This window comes from Streptomyces sp. NPDC047002 (genome assembly GCF_040704505.1).
Classification (GTDB): domain Bacteria; phylum Actinomycetota; class Actinomycetes; order Streptomycetales; family Streptomycetaceae; genus Streptomyces.
Window position 1 is genome coordinate 65,984 of sequence record NZ_JBEYWC010000033.1, and the last position, 14,072, is coordinate 80,055.

General features: G+C 73.9%; 14 protein-coding genes and 1 pseudogene. 11 read left to right on the forward strand and 4 right to left on the reverse strand.

What is annotated here, in order from left to right:
* The first annotated feature begins 20 nt into the window (after window positions 1-20).
* Together AB0910_RS25635 and AB0910_RS25640 are read left to right on the forward strand one after the other, a co-directional pair.
* The gene (locus AB0910_RS25635) at window positions 21-1,121 is read left to right on the forward strand and encodes a glycoside hydrolase family 99 protein (RefSeq protein ID WP_366746994.1); all 1,101 of its coding nucleotides are present in this window, start codon (window positions 21-23) and stop codon (window positions 1,119-1,121) included.
* 81 nt (window positions 1,122-1,202) lie between these two features.
* Entirely contained in the window at window positions 1,203-1,796 is a 594-nt protein-coding gene (locus AB0910_RS25640) for a GNAT family N-acetyltransferase (protein ID WP_366746995.1), read from the forward strand.
* 45 nt (window positions 1,797-1,841) lie between these two features.
* On the opposite strand, the gene AB0910_RS25645 is transcribed toward AB0910_RS25640, so the two are convergent.
* Window positions 1,842-2,492 carry a glycerophosphodiester phosphodiesterase family protein gene (locus AB0910_RS25645; protein WP_366747008.1) on the reverse strand — a complete coding sequence of 217 codons (651 nt, stop codon included), beginning with the start codon at window positions 2,490-2,492 and terminating at the stop codon, window positions 1,842-1,844.
* 286 nt (window positions 2,493-2,778) lie between these two features.
* Between AB0910_RS25645 and AB0910_RS25650 the strand changes: the two genes are divergently transcribed.
* From AB0910_RS25650 to AB0910_RS25660, 3 genes are read left to right on the forward strand one after another with little or no spacing between them, the layout of a single operon-like run.
* Entirely contained in the window at window positions 2,779-4,194 is a 1,416-nt protein-coding gene (locus tag AB0910_RS25650) for a DUF6421 family protein (protein WP_366746996.1), read from the forward strand.
* Between the two features lie 45 nt (window positions 4,195-4,239).
* Complete coding sequence (locus AB0910_RS25655) at window positions 4,240-5,064, forward strand: SDR family NAD(P)-dependent oxidoreductase (protein WP_366746997.1); 825 nt, start codon at window positions 4,240-4,242, stop codon at window positions 5,062-5,064.
* Window positions 5,061-6,152 (forward strand): low specificity L-threonine aldolase, encoded by a 1,092-nt coding sequence (locus AB0910_RS25660; RefSeq protein WP_366747009.1) that lies wholly within the window; start codon window positions 5,061-5,063, stop codon window positions 6,150-6,152. The genes AB0910_RS25655 and AB0910_RS25660 overlap by 4 nt, the downstream gene beginning before the upstream one ends.
* Window positions 6,153-6,207: 55 nt before the next feature.
* Here the strand turns inward: AB0910_RS25660 and AB0910_RS25665 are convergent, their stop codons facing one another.
* Window positions 6,208-6,933, reverse strand: coding sequence for a lysophospholipid acyltransferase family protein (locus AB0910_RS25665; protein ID WP_366746998.1), 726 nt, complete (start codon window positions 6,931-6,933; stop codon window positions 6,208-6,210).
* 170 nt (window positions 6,934-7,103) lie between these two features.
* On the opposite strand from AB0910_RS25665, the gene AB0910_RS25670 reads away from it, so the two are divergent.
* The 5 genes from AB0910_RS25670 (at window position 7,104) to AB0910_RS25690 (ending at window position 11,486) form a co-directional block, all read left to right on the forward strand.
* A complete protein-coding gene (locus AB0910_RS25670) occupies window positions 7,104-7,490 on the forward strand; it encodes a thioredoxin family protein (protein WP_366746999.1) in 387 nt (128 codons plus the stop codon).
* Window positions 7,487-8,011, forward strand: coding sequence for a flavin reductase family protein (locus AB0910_RS25675; RefSeq protein WP_366747000.1), 525 nt, complete (start codon window positions 7,487-7,489; stop codon window positions 8,009-8,011). Before AB0910_RS25670 ends, AB0910_RS25675 begins: the two co-directional genes overlap by 4 nt.
* Window positions 8,012-8,196: 185 nt before the next feature.
* Window positions 8,197-8,982, forward strand: coding sequence for an electron transfer flavoprotein subunit beta/FixA family protein (locus AB0910_RS25680; RefSeq protein ID WP_366747001.1), 786 nt, complete (start codon window positions 8,197-8,199; stop codon window positions 8,980-8,982).
* 60 nt (window positions 8,983-9,042) lie between these two features.
* Window positions 9,043-10,005, forward strand: coding sequence for an electron transfer flavoprotein subunit alpha/FixB family protein (locus tag AB0910_RS25685; protein WP_366747002.1), 963 nt, complete (start codon window positions 9,043-9,045; stop codon window positions 10,003-10,005).
* Window positions 10,006-10,187: 182 nt separating this feature from the next.
* Window positions 10,188-11,486, forward strand: coding sequence for an aldolase (locus AB0910_RS25690; protein WP_366747003.1), 1,299 nt, complete (start codon window positions 10,188-10,190; stop codon window positions 11,484-11,486).
* 24 nt (window positions 11,487-11,510) lie between these two features.
* Here AB0910_RS25690 and AB0910_RS25695 read toward each other — a convergent pair whose 3' ends face one another.
* Window positions 11,511-12,554, reverse strand: coding sequence for a LacI family DNA-binding transcriptional regulator (locus AB0910_RS25695; RefSeq protein ID WP_366747004.1), 1,044 nt, complete (start codon window positions 12,552-12,554; stop codon window positions 11,511-11,513).
* Window positions 12,555-12,721: 167 nt separating this feature from the next.
* Here AB0910_RS25695 and AB0910_RS25700 point away from each other — a divergent pair, with 167 nt between their 5' ends.
* Window positions 12,722-13,681 carry an ROK family protein gene (locus tag AB0910_RS25700; RefSeq protein WP_366747005.1) on the forward strand — a complete coding sequence of 320 codons (960 nt, stop codon included), beginning with the start codon at window positions 12,722-12,724 and terminating at the stop codon, window positions 13,679-13,681.
* Between the two features lie 34 nt (window positions 13,682-13,715).
* On the opposite strand, the pseudogene AB0910_RS25705 reads toward AB0910_RS25700, so the two are convergent.
* Window positions 13,716-14,072 (reverse strand): annotated as a pseudogene (locus AB0910_RS25705) (hypothetical protein); the annotation flags it as partial.

Here is a 14,072-nt window from a genome sequence, read left to right on the forward strand (position 1 = left end):
CCCACGAAGGAGACACCGAGATGTCCCCGACCCGGTCAGGACGCGGCCCCACCCGCAGAGCGCTTCTCACCGCGGCCGCCGCCGCGGGCGCGGCCGCCGCACTCGGCACCACCGCCCGCGCCGCCACACCCCGTGCCACCGCGGAGACCAGCACCGACGTGCACATCTTCTACTACCCGTGGTACGGCTCGCCGAAGGCCAACGGCTCCTACCGGCACTGGCCCCAGGGCAACCTCACGCCGCCCGACGGCATCTCCTCCAACTTCTACCCGGTGCTCGGCGCGTACGACTCGGGCGACAGCGCCGTCGTCGCCCAGCACATGGCGTGGCTGCGGCAGGCGGGCACCGGCGTCCTCGTCACCAGCTGGTGGGGCCGGGGCAGTTACGAGGACCAGCGGGTCCCGCTCCTCCTCGACCGGGCCGCCGGGCAGGGCCTGAAGGTCGCCTTCCACATCGAGCCGTACACCGGCCGCACCGCCGCCTCTGTCGCCGCCGACGTGCGCTACCTGACGGGCGCCTACGGGGGCCACGCCGCGTACTTCAGGGACGCGGCGCACGGCGACCGGGGCGCGTTCTACGTCTTCCAGAGCCTCGACATCGCCGACTGGTCGCCCATCGAGCAGCTCAAGAGCGACGCGATCGTCCTCACCCAGACCACCGACGTGTCCAAGGCGGCCCACTTCGGCGGCATGTACACCTACGACGGCATCGCCGCCGCCCGACTCCCCGACTGGAGCGGCGTGGACCGGTTCTGCCGGGCCAACGGCCTCGTCTGGTCACCGTCGTTCGGGCCCGGCTACCTCGACGACCGTGCCGTGCCCGGGAACACCACGCCGACCGTGGAGCGCGCCGACGGCACGACGTACGACGCGGTGTGGCAGCACGCCATCACCAGCGGCGACGGCGGCGCGGCCCCGGAGTGGGTCAGTATCACCTCGTTCAACGAGTGGCACGAGGGCAGCCAGATCGAACCGGCCACCGGCACCCCGCCGACCAGTCCCGTCACCTACCAGACGTACGAGGGCGCCTACGGCCGCACCGGAGCCGCGGCCACCACCGCGTACCTGGACCGCACCCGGTACTGGGTGGAGAGGTACACCGCCGCCCGGCGCGGCGCGTGACCCCCGCCGCCCGCCGGGCCGCGCGGCGCCCGCGTTAGGCTCGGACGATCCCCGTACCGCCGCAGGAAGGACTCCCGCGCCATGCAGCCGCAGCCAGGACCGCTCACCTACCGCGACGCCACCCCCGACGACGTGGACGCGGTCGTCGCCCTGGTGGAGTCGGCCTACCGGGGCGAGTCGAGCCGGGCGGGCTGGACCAGCGAGGCGGACATCCTGGGCGGGCAGCGCACCGACAGGCAGGGCGTGCTCGACGTCGTCGAGTCCGCGTCGAGCAGGCTGATCGCCGTGGAGCGCGACGGCGCCCTCGTGGCCTGCTGCCAGCTGGCGGACCGGGGGGACGGCACTGCCTACTTCGGGATGTTCGCCGTGCGCCCAGGACTCCAGGGCGGCGGGGTCGGCCGCCGTGTGATCACCGAGGTCGAGCGCGTCGCCCGCGAGGAGCTCGACGCGCGCGAGATGCAGATGACCGTCATAACCGTGCGGGAGGAGCTGATCGCCTGGTACGAGCGGTGCGGCTACCGGCGTACGGGCGACCTGACGCCCTTCCCGTACGGCGACGAGCGGTTCGGTCTGCCCACCAGGGACGACCTGGAGTTCGAGCTGCTGGTCAAGCCGCTCACCGGTGAGGCGGCCGCCGGCGGGGCCGAGCCGGTGGACGCGGGCGCCGCACGCTGACCCGCCCCGGGGCCGCGGCAACCGCCGCGCCCCGGGGCGGGTGTCTCAGCCCTCGGCCCTGGTCGCCTCGCGGATCTCCGGCCGGTCCGTGGTGACCCCGTCGATGCGCAGGGCGTGCGCGAGCCGCAGGTGGCCCTCGGTGTTGACCACCCAGCCGAGGACCTTGAGCCCCTCGGCGTGCGCGCGCTCCACCGTCTCGAGCGTCAGCCTGCGGATGTTGAGCGCGACGGTCGCCGCGCCCACCGCCTTCGCCCGGTCGAGCACGTCGCCGCCCCAGCGGCTGGCGATCAGCACCGTGCGCACCCCGGGCACCAGGCGCGCGATCTCGGCGACCGCCTCGTCGTGGAACGACGACACCTCGACCCGCTCCACCAGGGCGCGCTCGTGCATCACGGCGGCGAGCGCACGCGCCGCCGCCGCGTCCTTGATCTCCGCCTGGATGGGGGAGGAGACCGCGTCGAGCACCTCCTCGAAGACCGGCACCCGCTCGCCCCCGCCCGCATCCAGCTCCTTCAGCTCGGCGAGGGTGAGCTCGGCGATGGATCCGCTGCCGTCCGTCGTCCTGTCCACCTCCGTGTCGTGCATGACGACGAGCGCGCCGTCCTTGCTGAGGTGGAGGTCGAGCTCGATCGCGTCCATGCCCACGCGCTCGGCGCGCAGGAACGACCGCAGGGTGTTCTCGGGCTCGACTCCCATCACACCGCGGTGGCCAATGGTGGGGAACGTCAAGGCTCTCTTCTTCCGTCCGGCGGCGCCCGGGCCCGGCGCCCGGGCCGCGTGACCGGCAGCCTAACGGGCAGACGCCCACCGGGGCCGACGCGGCCCGCGCGGCTGCGGATGCAAGCCCGTACGGCGGTCGCGGCAGGACATTCCACGGCGATCGGCGGGGTCGGGCAGGATGATGTGCCGGTCTCGCCTTGTGGTGGAGAACCGTTCGCTTATACGGTGTCTTAACGCGAGGTTCTCCCGTGGAGGAAGTGTCATGACGGAAATTCTTGTGCAGGGTGCCGCCGAGACGGCCACATCCGACGCCCCGAGGGTGGTCGACCACCCGGCGTGGGCCGAGCTCAAGGGTGCCGTCGAGGAGATCAGGCCCTGGCAGTCGCCCGACGGTTCCATCGACTTCGACGCCGAGCCCGCCCCCGCGAGGGAGACCGCACGCGCGGCCATCGACCGCGTCAGCGCCGCCGTCGAGCGGCTCTCGCCGCTCCTGCCGCACGACGCCGCCTACCACCGTGCCCTCGTCGCCGACCTGCGGGCCTGGGCCGAGAGCGGCTTCGGCGTGCCGGACTTCCTCGACTCGCTGCTGGCCTTCCAGCCCGCGGCGCACCGCGTGGACGGCCTCCAGCACCTCGCCGTCTTCCCCATGTACACGCAGAACGGCAACCCCGACCGCAACCTCGAAGCGGTCGTCCTGCGCATGGTCTGGCCCGACTGGCTGGCCGAGCTGGAGCGCACCCGCTACGACAACCCCCTCTTCTGCGGCATCACCTTCGAGGGCTTCACCTCCGGCTACGACACCAACTCCGCGGTGTTCTTCCCCGAGACCATCGCCGTGCGCGAGGTGCCGGAACGATTCAGCTGGGGCGGCATCTTCTGCGACCGCGAGGCGGCGCGCTTCCGCCGCGTCTCGGCCGCCGCCGTCGACCTGCTCTCCATCGACCTGCCGGACGACGTGCGCGCCATGCTGGACGACCAGGAGCGCTGCATGCAGGCGTTCGTCCTGTGGGACATGGTCCACGACCGCACGCACAGCCACGGCGACCTGCCGTTCGACCCGTTCATGATCAAGCAGCGCCAGCCGTTCTGGATGTACGGCCTTGAGGAGCTGCGCTGCGACCTCAACGCCTTCCGCGAGGCGGTCGCCCTGGAGGCCGAGGGCCTGCCGCAGGGCCGCGACGTGCAGATCGCGATCCTCTTCGACCGGCTGTTCCGCTTCCCCGTCACCGGCTCCCGCGTGAAGAACTACGACGGCCTCGGCGGCCAGCTCCTCTTCGCCTACCTGCACCGGCACGACGTCGTGCGCTGGACGGACAACACCCTGCGCATCGACTGGGAGCGCGCCCCCGAGGTCACCAAGGAGCTCTGCACCGAGATCGAGGACCTCTACCGCGCCGGCATCGACCGCCCGAAGCTGGTCCACTGGTTCGCCGCCTACGGACTCGTCTCCACCTACCTCGCCCCGCACCCGGGCTCGCGCTGGAACAAGGGCCCCGACGCCCTCGACCTGACGCAGCCGCCGCGCAAGCTCGTGGACGACGTGCTGCCCGACGAGTTCCCGCTCAGCATGTTCTACGAGGCCCTCGCCAAGAAGCTGAAGAACGTCGTGGCCTCCACGAAGGGCATCACCGCGGCCTCGTCGGGGCCTGCCGCCGCCGACCGGGCGCACGCCGCCTGAGCCGCGTACGGTGACCGGCGGTACGGACGAGACCAGGGGAGCGGAATGAGCAGCGACACCACACCGGCCGCCGAGGGCGGCGCCACCCCGGCCGAGCGCGTCGAGGCGCCCGCCCCGCACTCCCTGGACGGCAGGGTGGTCGCGGTCGCGGGGGCCGCGGGCCCCGCGGGCCGCGCCACCGTGCTGCGGCTCGCCGCAGCGGGCGCCACGGTCCTGGCAGCCGACGCCGACCGCGAGCGGCTCGACGAGGTCGTCGCGGCCGCCGCCTACGCGGGCAGCCCCCGCGTCACCGGCGAGCAGGTCGACCTCCTCGACGCCGCAGCCGCCCGCGACTGGGCCGGCCGCGCGGAGAAGGCGCACGGCGCCGTCCACGGCCTCGTCCACCTCGTCGGCGGCTGGCGCGGCGCGAGGACCTTCGGCGAGACCGACCTCGCCGACTGGGACCTGCTCGACAGGCTGCTCGTGCGCACCCTCCAGCACACCAGCCTCGCCTTCCACGACGCCCTGCTGCGCAGCGGCGACGGACGGTTCGCCCTGGTCAGCGCGGCCGGTGCGACCAAACCCACGGCGGGCAACGCCGTCTACGGGGCCGCCAAGGCCGCGGCCGAGGCCTGGACGCTCGCCCTCGGCGACTCCTTCCGCAGGGCCGCGAAGGCGGGGGGCGACGCCGAGCCCCGCGCGGCGGCTGCGATCCTGGTGATCAAGGCACTGGTGCACGACGCGATGCGCGCCGAGCGCCCCGATGCGAAGTTCGCGGGCTTCACGGACGTCAGGGACCTGGCCGAGGCCGTCGCCGGACTCTGGGACCGGCCCGCACAGGAAGTGAATGGACACCGTCTGTGGCTGACGCCGGAACCGAACCGACCCTGAACGCCCCGGCGGCGGGCGAGACCGACGCCCGCCGCCGTCACGACCCCGCGGTGCGCGGCTTCGCCAGCGACAACTACGCGGGCGCGCACCCCGAGGTGCTCGCCGCCCTCGCCCTCGCCAACGGCGGCCACCAGACCGCCTACGGCGAGGACGACTACACCGCACACCTCCAGGACGTCGTGCGCGGCCACTTCGGGCCCGCGGCCGAGACGTTCCCCGTCTTCAACGGCACCGGCTCCAACGTCGTCGCCCTCCAGTCGATGGTCGACCGCTGGGGCGGCGTCATCTGCGCCGAGAGCGCCCACATCAACACCGACGAGGGCGGCGCGCCCGAGCGGGTCGGCGCCCTCAAGCTCCTCACGGTCCCCACACCCGACGGCAAGCTCACCCCGGAGCTCGTGGACCGGCAGGCCTTCGGCTTCGACGACGAGCACCGGGCCATGCCGCAGGTCGTCTCGGTCACCCAGTCCACCGAGTACGGGACGCTGTACACGCCCGACGAGATCAGGGCCCTGTGCGAGCACGCCCACGGGCACGGGATGGCGGTGCACCTCGACGGGGCCCGCATCGCCAACGCGGCCGCGTCGCTCGGCGTGCCCGTACGGGAGTTCACCACCGACGCGGGCGTGGACGTGGTGTCCTTCGGCGGCACCAAGAACGGCATGGTCTTCGGCGAGGCCGTCGTGGTGCTCGACCCCGCGGCGGCCCGCGCGGTGAAGCGGCTGCGCAAGCTCTCGCTCCAGCTCGCGTCCAAGATGCGGTTCGTCTCGGTGCAGCTCGAAGCGCTGCTCGCGGGCGACCTGTGGCTGCGCAGCGCCCGCCACAGCAACGCGATGGCGCGCCGCCTCGCCGAGGGCGTGGGCGCGGTGGACGGCGTGGAGATCCTCTACCCGGTGCAGGCCAACGGCGTCTTCGCGCGGCTCCCGCACGAGGTGGCGATCCGCCTGCAGAAGCAGTTCCGCTTCTACTTCTGGGACGAGGCGGAAAGCGAGGTGCGCTGGATGTGCTCCTTCGACACCACCGAGGACGACGTCGACTCCTTCGTCGGGGCGCTCGCCGACGAGATGGCGCGCGAGGCGGGCGCCTGACCCGCCGGGCCTAACCCGGGGTGCGGAAGGGCCGGGGCCCCCGCACCCCGGAGGCTCAGGCGCCCGCCTCGCGCGCCTCTGCCGGGGTGGGGGCCGTGCCGCCGAGGTGGGCGGGCAGCCACCAGGAGTCCGCCGCGTCCCTCGGCCGTGCGGGGTAGGCGCGCTGCGCCGCTTCGAGCAGCTCCTGCACGCGCTCGCGCAGCCGCCGGGTGATCGGGCCCGCGTACTGCCCCTCGGGCGCCTCAAGGCGCTCCCCGACCCGCACGGTCACCGGGATGTGGCTGCGGCGGAAGTTGCGCGGCCTGCCCTTGGTCCACAGCCGCTGCGAGCCCCACAGCGCCATCGGGACCAGCGGCACCCCCGCCTCCTGGGCGAGCCGCACGGCACCGGTCTTGAACGTCTTGAGCGTGAACGACGGCGAGATCGTCGACTCGGGGAAGATCCCGACGACCTCGCCAGAGCGCAGCGACGCCAGCGCGTCCGCGTACGACTTCTCGCCGCGGTCGCGGTCGACGGGGATGTGCTTCATGCCGCGCATCAGCGGGCCCGAGACCCGGTGCCGGAAGACGGACTCCTTGGCCATGAAGCGCACCAGGCGCTTCTGCGGCAGGGCGCTCAGGCCGGCGAAGACGAAGTCCAGGTAGCTGATGTGGTTGCTGACGAGGACGGCGCCGCCCGTGCGCGGAATGTTCTCCGAGCCGTCCACGTCCACCTTGACGTCCAGCGCGGCGAAGACCGACCGCACGAAGCCGATGACCGGCCGATAGACGAGCTCTGGCATCTGGAGGAACCCTTCTTCTTCGGCATGTCGGGCCGATGGTGCCCGATGCGCGGGGACATGACCAGCCTCACCGGCCGTACGGCGGGAGATACTCGTCACGTCGGCCCCGCGGGCGCCCCGCACCCGGAATAATCGCAGGCCGCGTGCGCGCTGCGCCCGGGCGGGTAGGTATGGCCGGTCCGGGGCGACCGGTTCTGCGCGACGACGGCTCGGAGTGGGAGGCCACGGTGGAGGGGCAGCACGGCGTACGGAGGCTCGGCGCGGCCGAGCTCGGTACCGGCCTCGGGGAGCGCGCCACCCTGGTGCACTTCTCCAGCGCCTTCTGCCGCCCCTGCGCCGCCACCCGGCGCACGCTGGGCGAGGTGGCCTCGATGGTCGAAGGGGTCGCGCACGTGGAGATCGACGCCGAGGCCCACCTCGGCCTGGTGCGCGCGCTGCGGGTCGCCTCCACCCCGACGGTCCTGGTGCTCGACGCGCAGGGGCGCATCGTGCGCAGGGCGGCGGGGCTGCCCCGCAGGGCCGATGTGATCGCCGCGCTCGGCGAGGCCGTCAGGTGACGGCGCCCGAGGCCGGCACGGCGCGCCCCGGGCAGGCCCCCGCCTCGCCCGAGCTGCTGCGCTCCGTCTTCCGCCGGCACGCGGCCGGGGTCGCCGTGATCACCGCGTACGGCGCGGGCCCGGTCGGATTCACCGCGACGTCGCTCACCTCGGTGGCGGCCGAGCCGCCGATGGTGTCCTTCGGCGTGTCCGCCACCTCCTCGTCCTGGCCGGTGCTCGCCGACGCCGAGCACATCGGCGTGCACGTCCTCGGCGAGCACCAGCGGGAGCTCGCCGCGCGGTTCGCGCGCAGCGGCGCCGACCGGTTCGGCCCGCCGACCTCCTGGAGCAGGGGGCCGCAGGGCGTGCCCCTGCTCGACGGCGTGCTGGCCTGGCTGGTGTGCCGGGTCGAGGCGCGGGTGCCGGCAGGCGACCACCGGATCGTGCTCGCCCGGGTCGTCACGGGCGACCCGACAGGGGCGGGACGCCCGCTCCTGTACCACCAGGGCAGCTTCCACGCCCTCGGCCCCGCACGCGACTGAGGTCACAGTTACAAGCGCTTGCTCAGCGGGCAGCAGGTGGAAGAACATGGCCGTACTGGCGAGTAATATCTAGTCGCGGCGGCCCGTCGCGGACGCCGAACCACGGCGTCAACGGGCGCATATGCTTGCATTCAAACCAAGAGCAGCCCGTTGAGGACGACGGACAGACGTGCAAGGGAGCTGGCGTGAGCTTGAGGATCGTTGTCTGTGTGAAGTACGTGCCCGACGCCGCCGGCGACCGGAACTTCGCCGACGACCTGACCGTCGACCGCGAGGAGGCCGACGGCCTCCTTTCCGAGCTCGACGAGTACGCGGTCGAACAGGCGCTCCAGATCGCCGACGAGGCCGACGAGGCCGAGATCACCGTCCTGACGGTCGGTCCCGAGGACGCCAAGGACGCGCTGCGCAAGGCCCTTTCGATGGGCGCGGACAAGGCGGTCCACGTCGAGGACGACGACCTGCACGGCACCGACGCCGTCGGCACCTCGCTGGTCCTCGCCAAGGCGGTCGAGAAGACCGGCTACGACCTCGTCGTGTGCGGCATGGCCTCGACGGACGGCACCATGGGCGTGCTGCCCGCGATGCTGGCGGAGCGCCTCGGCGTCCCCCAGGTCACCCTGCTCTCCGAGGTGTCCGTCGAGGACGGCACCGTCAAGGGCCGCAGGGACGGCGACGCCGCCACCGAGCGCCTTGAGGCCGCGCTGCCCGCCGTCGTGTCCGTCACGGACCAGTCGGGCGAGGCGCGTTACCCCTCCTTCAAGGGCATCATGGCCGCGAAGAAGAAGCCGGTCGAGTCGCTCGACCTGAGCGACCTCGGCCTGGACGCCGACGAGGTCGGCCTCGGCGGCGCCTGGACCGCAGTCGACGCGGTGGCCGAGCGCCCCGCGCGCACCCAGGGCACGATCGTCAAGGACGAGGGCGAGGGCGGCAAGCAGCTCGCCGCCTACCTGGCGGAGCAGAAGTTCATCTGAGCCGCCGCTCAGCGGCAACGCCCCAGCCCCCGTACGCCACATCCGCAGGAGAGCAGTCCCATGGCTGAAGTTCTCGTCTATGTCGACCACGTGGACGGTGCCGTCCGCAAGCCCACCCTCGAACTGCTGACGCTGGCCAGGCGCATCGGCGAGCCGGTCGCCGTCGCGCTCGGCGCCGGTGCCGAGTCGACCGCCGCCACGCTCGGCGAGCACGGCGCGGTCCGCGTCCTGCACGCCGACGCGCCGGAGTTCGCCGACTACCTCGTCGTACCGAAGGTCGACGCGCTCAAGGCCGCCTACGACAGCGTGTCGCCCGCTGCCGTGCTGCTGCCCTCCTCGGGCGAGGCCAAGGAGATCGCCGCGCGCCTCGCCGTGCGCATCGGCTCGGGCCTGATCACCGACGCCGTCGACCTGGAGGCGGGTGACGAGGGCCCGGTCGCCACGCAGTCCGTCTTCGCCGCCGCCTACAGCACCAGGTCCCGTGTCACCAAGGGCGCTCCGGTCGTCACCGTGAAGCCCAACTCGGCCCCGGTCGAGCCGGCCGCCGCGGCCGGGACGCCCGAGGCGCTCTCCGTGTCCTTCTCCGAGGCGGCCACCGGCACCAAGGTCGTCTCCCGCGAGCCCCGCGAGTCGACGGGCCGTCCCGATCTGACCGAGGCCGCGATCGTCGTCTCCGGCGGCCGCGGCGTCAACGGCGCGGAGAACTTCGCGGTCATCGAGGCGCTCGCCGACTCGCTCGGCGCCGCGGTGGGCGCCTCGCGCGCCGCGGTCGACGCCGGCTGGTACCCGCACTCCAACCAGGTGGGCCAGACCGGCAAGTCCGTCTCCCCGCAGCTCTACATCGCCTCCGGCATCTCCGGCGCGATCCAGCACCGCGCCGGCATGCAGACCTCGAAGACGATCGTCGCGGTCAACAAGGACGCCGAGGCGCCGATCTTCGACCTGGTCGACTACGGCATCGTCGGCGACCTCTTCGACGTCGTCCCGCAGCTGACCGACGAGGTCAAGGCCCGCAAGGGCTGACCTCCGCACGGCGGGCGGCAGGGCCCGGGGGCGCGCGGCACGCACACCGCGCGCACCCGGGCCCTTCGCGTGCCCGCGCGGCCGGGAGACCGTTGACGGCCCAGGTGCCGCCCGTTACGGTCGGAGCGCTGTTCAACAGAATGTTGAAGAGGGCGCGGCGGCTCGACACAGGGAGTGGGTCCATGGCACAGCAGGCGGAGCACGTCGTCACCAGCCTTCCGGAGGCCGTACGCGCGCAGGTCGGCGCCGCCCTCGCGCCCGTCGACGCCGAACTGGCCCGCCGCTACCCGGGTGACCCCGGCAGTCGGCAGCCCGTCCACACCGTCTACGTGCCCGCCGACGCCCTCACCGCCGACACCCCCGCCAGGTGGGGCGCGGCGGCGCTCGCCGCGCTCGACGAACACGCCCCGGACGCGGAGGCGTTCGCCCGGGTCCTCGGCCTCGGCGACGACTTCGCGCAGCCCGTGCACGACCGGGTGCGCGCCAAGCTCGCCCGCGAACCCGTCGAGGACCTGCGCATCGACTTCGAGGACGGCTACGGCGACCGCGGCGACGCCGAGGAGGACGAGGCGGCGGCGCGCGCCGCCCGCCTGGTGCTCGCCGCCCGCGCCGACGGCACGGGCGCGCCCTGGACGGGCATCAGGATGAAGTGCCTCGAAGCACCCGTGCGCGACCGCGCCCTGCGCACCCTCGACGTCTTCCTCAGCGGGCTCCTCGCGGGCGGCGGCCTGCCGGACGGGCTCGTGCTGACCCTGCCCAAGGTCACCTACCCCGAGCAGGTCGCCGCGATGGCGCAGGTGCTCGACGCCTTCGAGCGCGTCCACGGCCTGCCGCAGGGCTGGCTCGGCTTCGAGATCCAGATCGAGACCAGCCAGTCCATCCTCGCCGCCGACGGCACCGCCGCCGTCGCCCGTATGATCCACGCGGCCGGGGGCCGCGCCACGGGCCTGCACTACGGCACCTTCGACTACAGCGCCTGCCTCGGCGTCAGCGCGGCCCACCAGTCGAGCGACCACCCGGCGGCCGACCACGCCAAGGCCGTGATGCAGGTGGCCGCCGCCGGCACCGGCGTGCGGGTCAGCGACGGCTCCACCAACGTGCTGCCCGTCGGCACCCGCGCCCAGGTCCACGACGCCTGGCGGCTGCACTACGGGCTGACCGGGCGCGCCCTGGCCCGCGCCTACTACCAGGGCTGGGACATGCACCCAGGCCACCTGCCCACCCGGTACGCGGCCGTCTACGCCTTCTACCGGCAGGGCCTGCCCGCGGCGGCCGAGCGGCTTGCCGCCTACGCGGCACGCGCCACCGGTGGCGTGCTCGACGAGCCCGCCACCGCGAAGGCGCTCAGCGGCTACCTGCTGCGGGGGCTCGACTGCGGTGCCCTCGACATCGCCGAGGTCACCGCGCGCACCGGGCTCGACAGGGCCGCCCTCACCGCGTACGCCGCGCCCCGGCGCGCGGACCTGACCACCTCGGCGTGAGGGGCCCCGCGGGCCGACGGCCGCTCAGCGCGCGGGGGGCAGCTCGCCGGAGCCACGGGTGATCAGCCGGGTGGGCAGCACCACCCTCTCCGGCGCATCGGCCGCGCCGTCCAGCCGCTGGAACAGCCGTTCCGCCGCGGTGCGGCCGAGCGCGGACGCGTCCTGCGCGACCACGGTCACACCGGGGTCGAGCAGGTCGGCGAGCTCGATGTCGTCGAAGCCGACGAGCGCCACCGGGCGGGTGCGGCCCGCGAGGACGCGCACCACCGTCACCGAGACGCGGTTGTTGCCCGCGAAGATCGCCGTGACCGGGTCGGGCGCGTCGAGCATCGCGGCGACCGCCTCCCTGACCCGGTCGGGGTCGGTGGTGCCCAGCGAGATCCAGCCCGGCTCGATGACGAGCCCCGCGTCCGCCATCGCCGCCCGGTAGCCGCGCAGCCGCTCGGCCGCGGTGTGGATCATGGACTGGTCGCCGATGAAGCCGACGCGGCGGTGGCCGTGCGCCACCAGGTGCGCCGTGCCGGCGCGCGCCCCGCCGAAGCTGTCGGACAACACCGTGTCCGCGTCGATCCGGCCCGCGGGGCGGTCCACGAACACCGTGGCGACGCCCGCCTTGATCTCGGGCTCCAGATAGCGGTGGTCGTGCCCGGCGGGCACCACGATCAGGCCGTCGACCCGGCGGGCGCACAGCGCGAGCACCAGCTCCTGCTCGCGCTCGGGGTCCTCGGCGCTCGACCCGTTGATCAGCAGCGCGCCGTGCGCCCGCGCGACCTCCTCGACCGCGCGGTTCAGCGGCCCGTAGAAGGGGTCGGCCAGATCCTCGATCACCAGACCGATGGACGCGGTGCGGCCCTTGCGCAGCACCCGCGCCGAGTCGTTGCGCCTGAAGCCCAGCGCCTCGATGGCCTCCTGCACCCGCCGCTCGGTGTCGGGCGTGACCCCGGGCTCCCCGTTGACGACGCGTGACACCGTCTTGAGCCCCACACCGGCGCGCGCCGCCACGTCCTTCATGGTGGGCCTGGTGCCGTAGCGCGGTTCGGGACGGAGGCGGCGGGAGGATTCGGCCACAGTGCGCAGTCCTGTCGTCGGGTCGGTTTGCCTTGAACGGCTGTGGCGACGAGCATAGGCCCTGGACAACGTTGTCAGGTGACGGGAGACTGTTCCCTGAGCAGCAGGTCCGCCTCCGTGCCCCCGCGCAGCGCCGGGACCGTACCGACCCTGGAGACCACACACCGATGCATACCGACTACGTCGCCGCTCTCGACATCGGCGGCACCAAGATCGCCGGCGCGTTGGTGGACGGAAAGGGCGGCATCCTCGTGCGCGCGCAGCGCCCGACCCCGGCCACGGAGGACGGCGAGCTGATCATGGGTGCGGTCGAGGAGGTCTTCGGCGAGCTCACGGCCGACCCGCTCTGGGGCGGGGCTGCGGCGGTCGGTATCGGCAGCGCGGGCCCCGTGGACGCGGCCGCGGGCACCGTCAGCCCCGTCAACGTCCCGGGGTGGCGCGGCTTCCCGCTGGTGGAGCGGGTGCGCGCGGTCACCGGCGGCCTGCCGGTGACCCTGGTGGGCGACGGGGTCGCGATCGCGGCCGCTGAGCACTGGCAGGGCGCGGCGCGCGGCCACGACAACGCCCTGTGCATGGTGGTGTCCACCGGCGTCGGCGGCGGACTCGTGCTCGGCGGCTCGCTGCACCCGGGGCCCACCGGCAACGCGGGCCACATCGGCCACATCAGCGTGGACCTCGACGGCGACCTGTGCCCGTGCGGCAGCAGGGGCTGCGTCGAGCGGATCGCGAGCGGCCCGAACATCGCGCGCTGGGCGGCGGGCGCGGGCTGGCGTCCTGGCCCTGACGGCGACGCGACCGCGGCCGCGGTGGCCGCGGCGGCGGCCGGGGGCGACCCGGTCGCGACCGCCGCGTTCGAGCGCGCGGCCCAGGCGCTGGCCGCGGGCATCGCCGCCACCGCCACGCTGGTCGAGATCGACATCGTGGTGATCGGCGGCGGCGTGGGCAGGGCGGGCGAGGTCCTCTTCGGCCCGCTGCGCCGCAGGCTGCGCGCGTACGCGACGCTCTCGTTCGTCCAGGGCATCGAGGTCGTGCCGGCGACGACGGGCACGGACGCGGGCCTGGTGGGTGCCGCCGCTGCCACCGGCCTCGGCAGCAGCAGGGACGACGACGCCGCGGTGGTCGGCTGACCGCACACCCGCCGGGCGCGGCGCCCGCGGGACGTCAGCCCGTGGTCTGGCAGGCGGACCTGGCGCTGCCCTGGAAGGTGACGCACACCCGCGTACCGCTGCCCAGGTCGCCGCTCGGCCAGGTGTGGGTCAGGGCGCGGCCCGAGCGGGTCGCCGTCGCGGTCGAGACGAACCTGCCGTCGAGGAAGAGGGAGACCGCACGGGCCGCGAGCGAGTCGGGCGGGTTGGTCCAGATGCCGGTGACGGAGTTGGTCGCGCCCCGGCCCTCGAGCCGGATGCAGACCTGCGGGCCCGAGAAGTCGTGGGTCGCCGTCTTATGCGCCGACCTGCGCAGCAGGCCCCCGACCACGAGGCGTTCGAGGCACGCCTTGGCGGTGGGCCGCGCCACGTC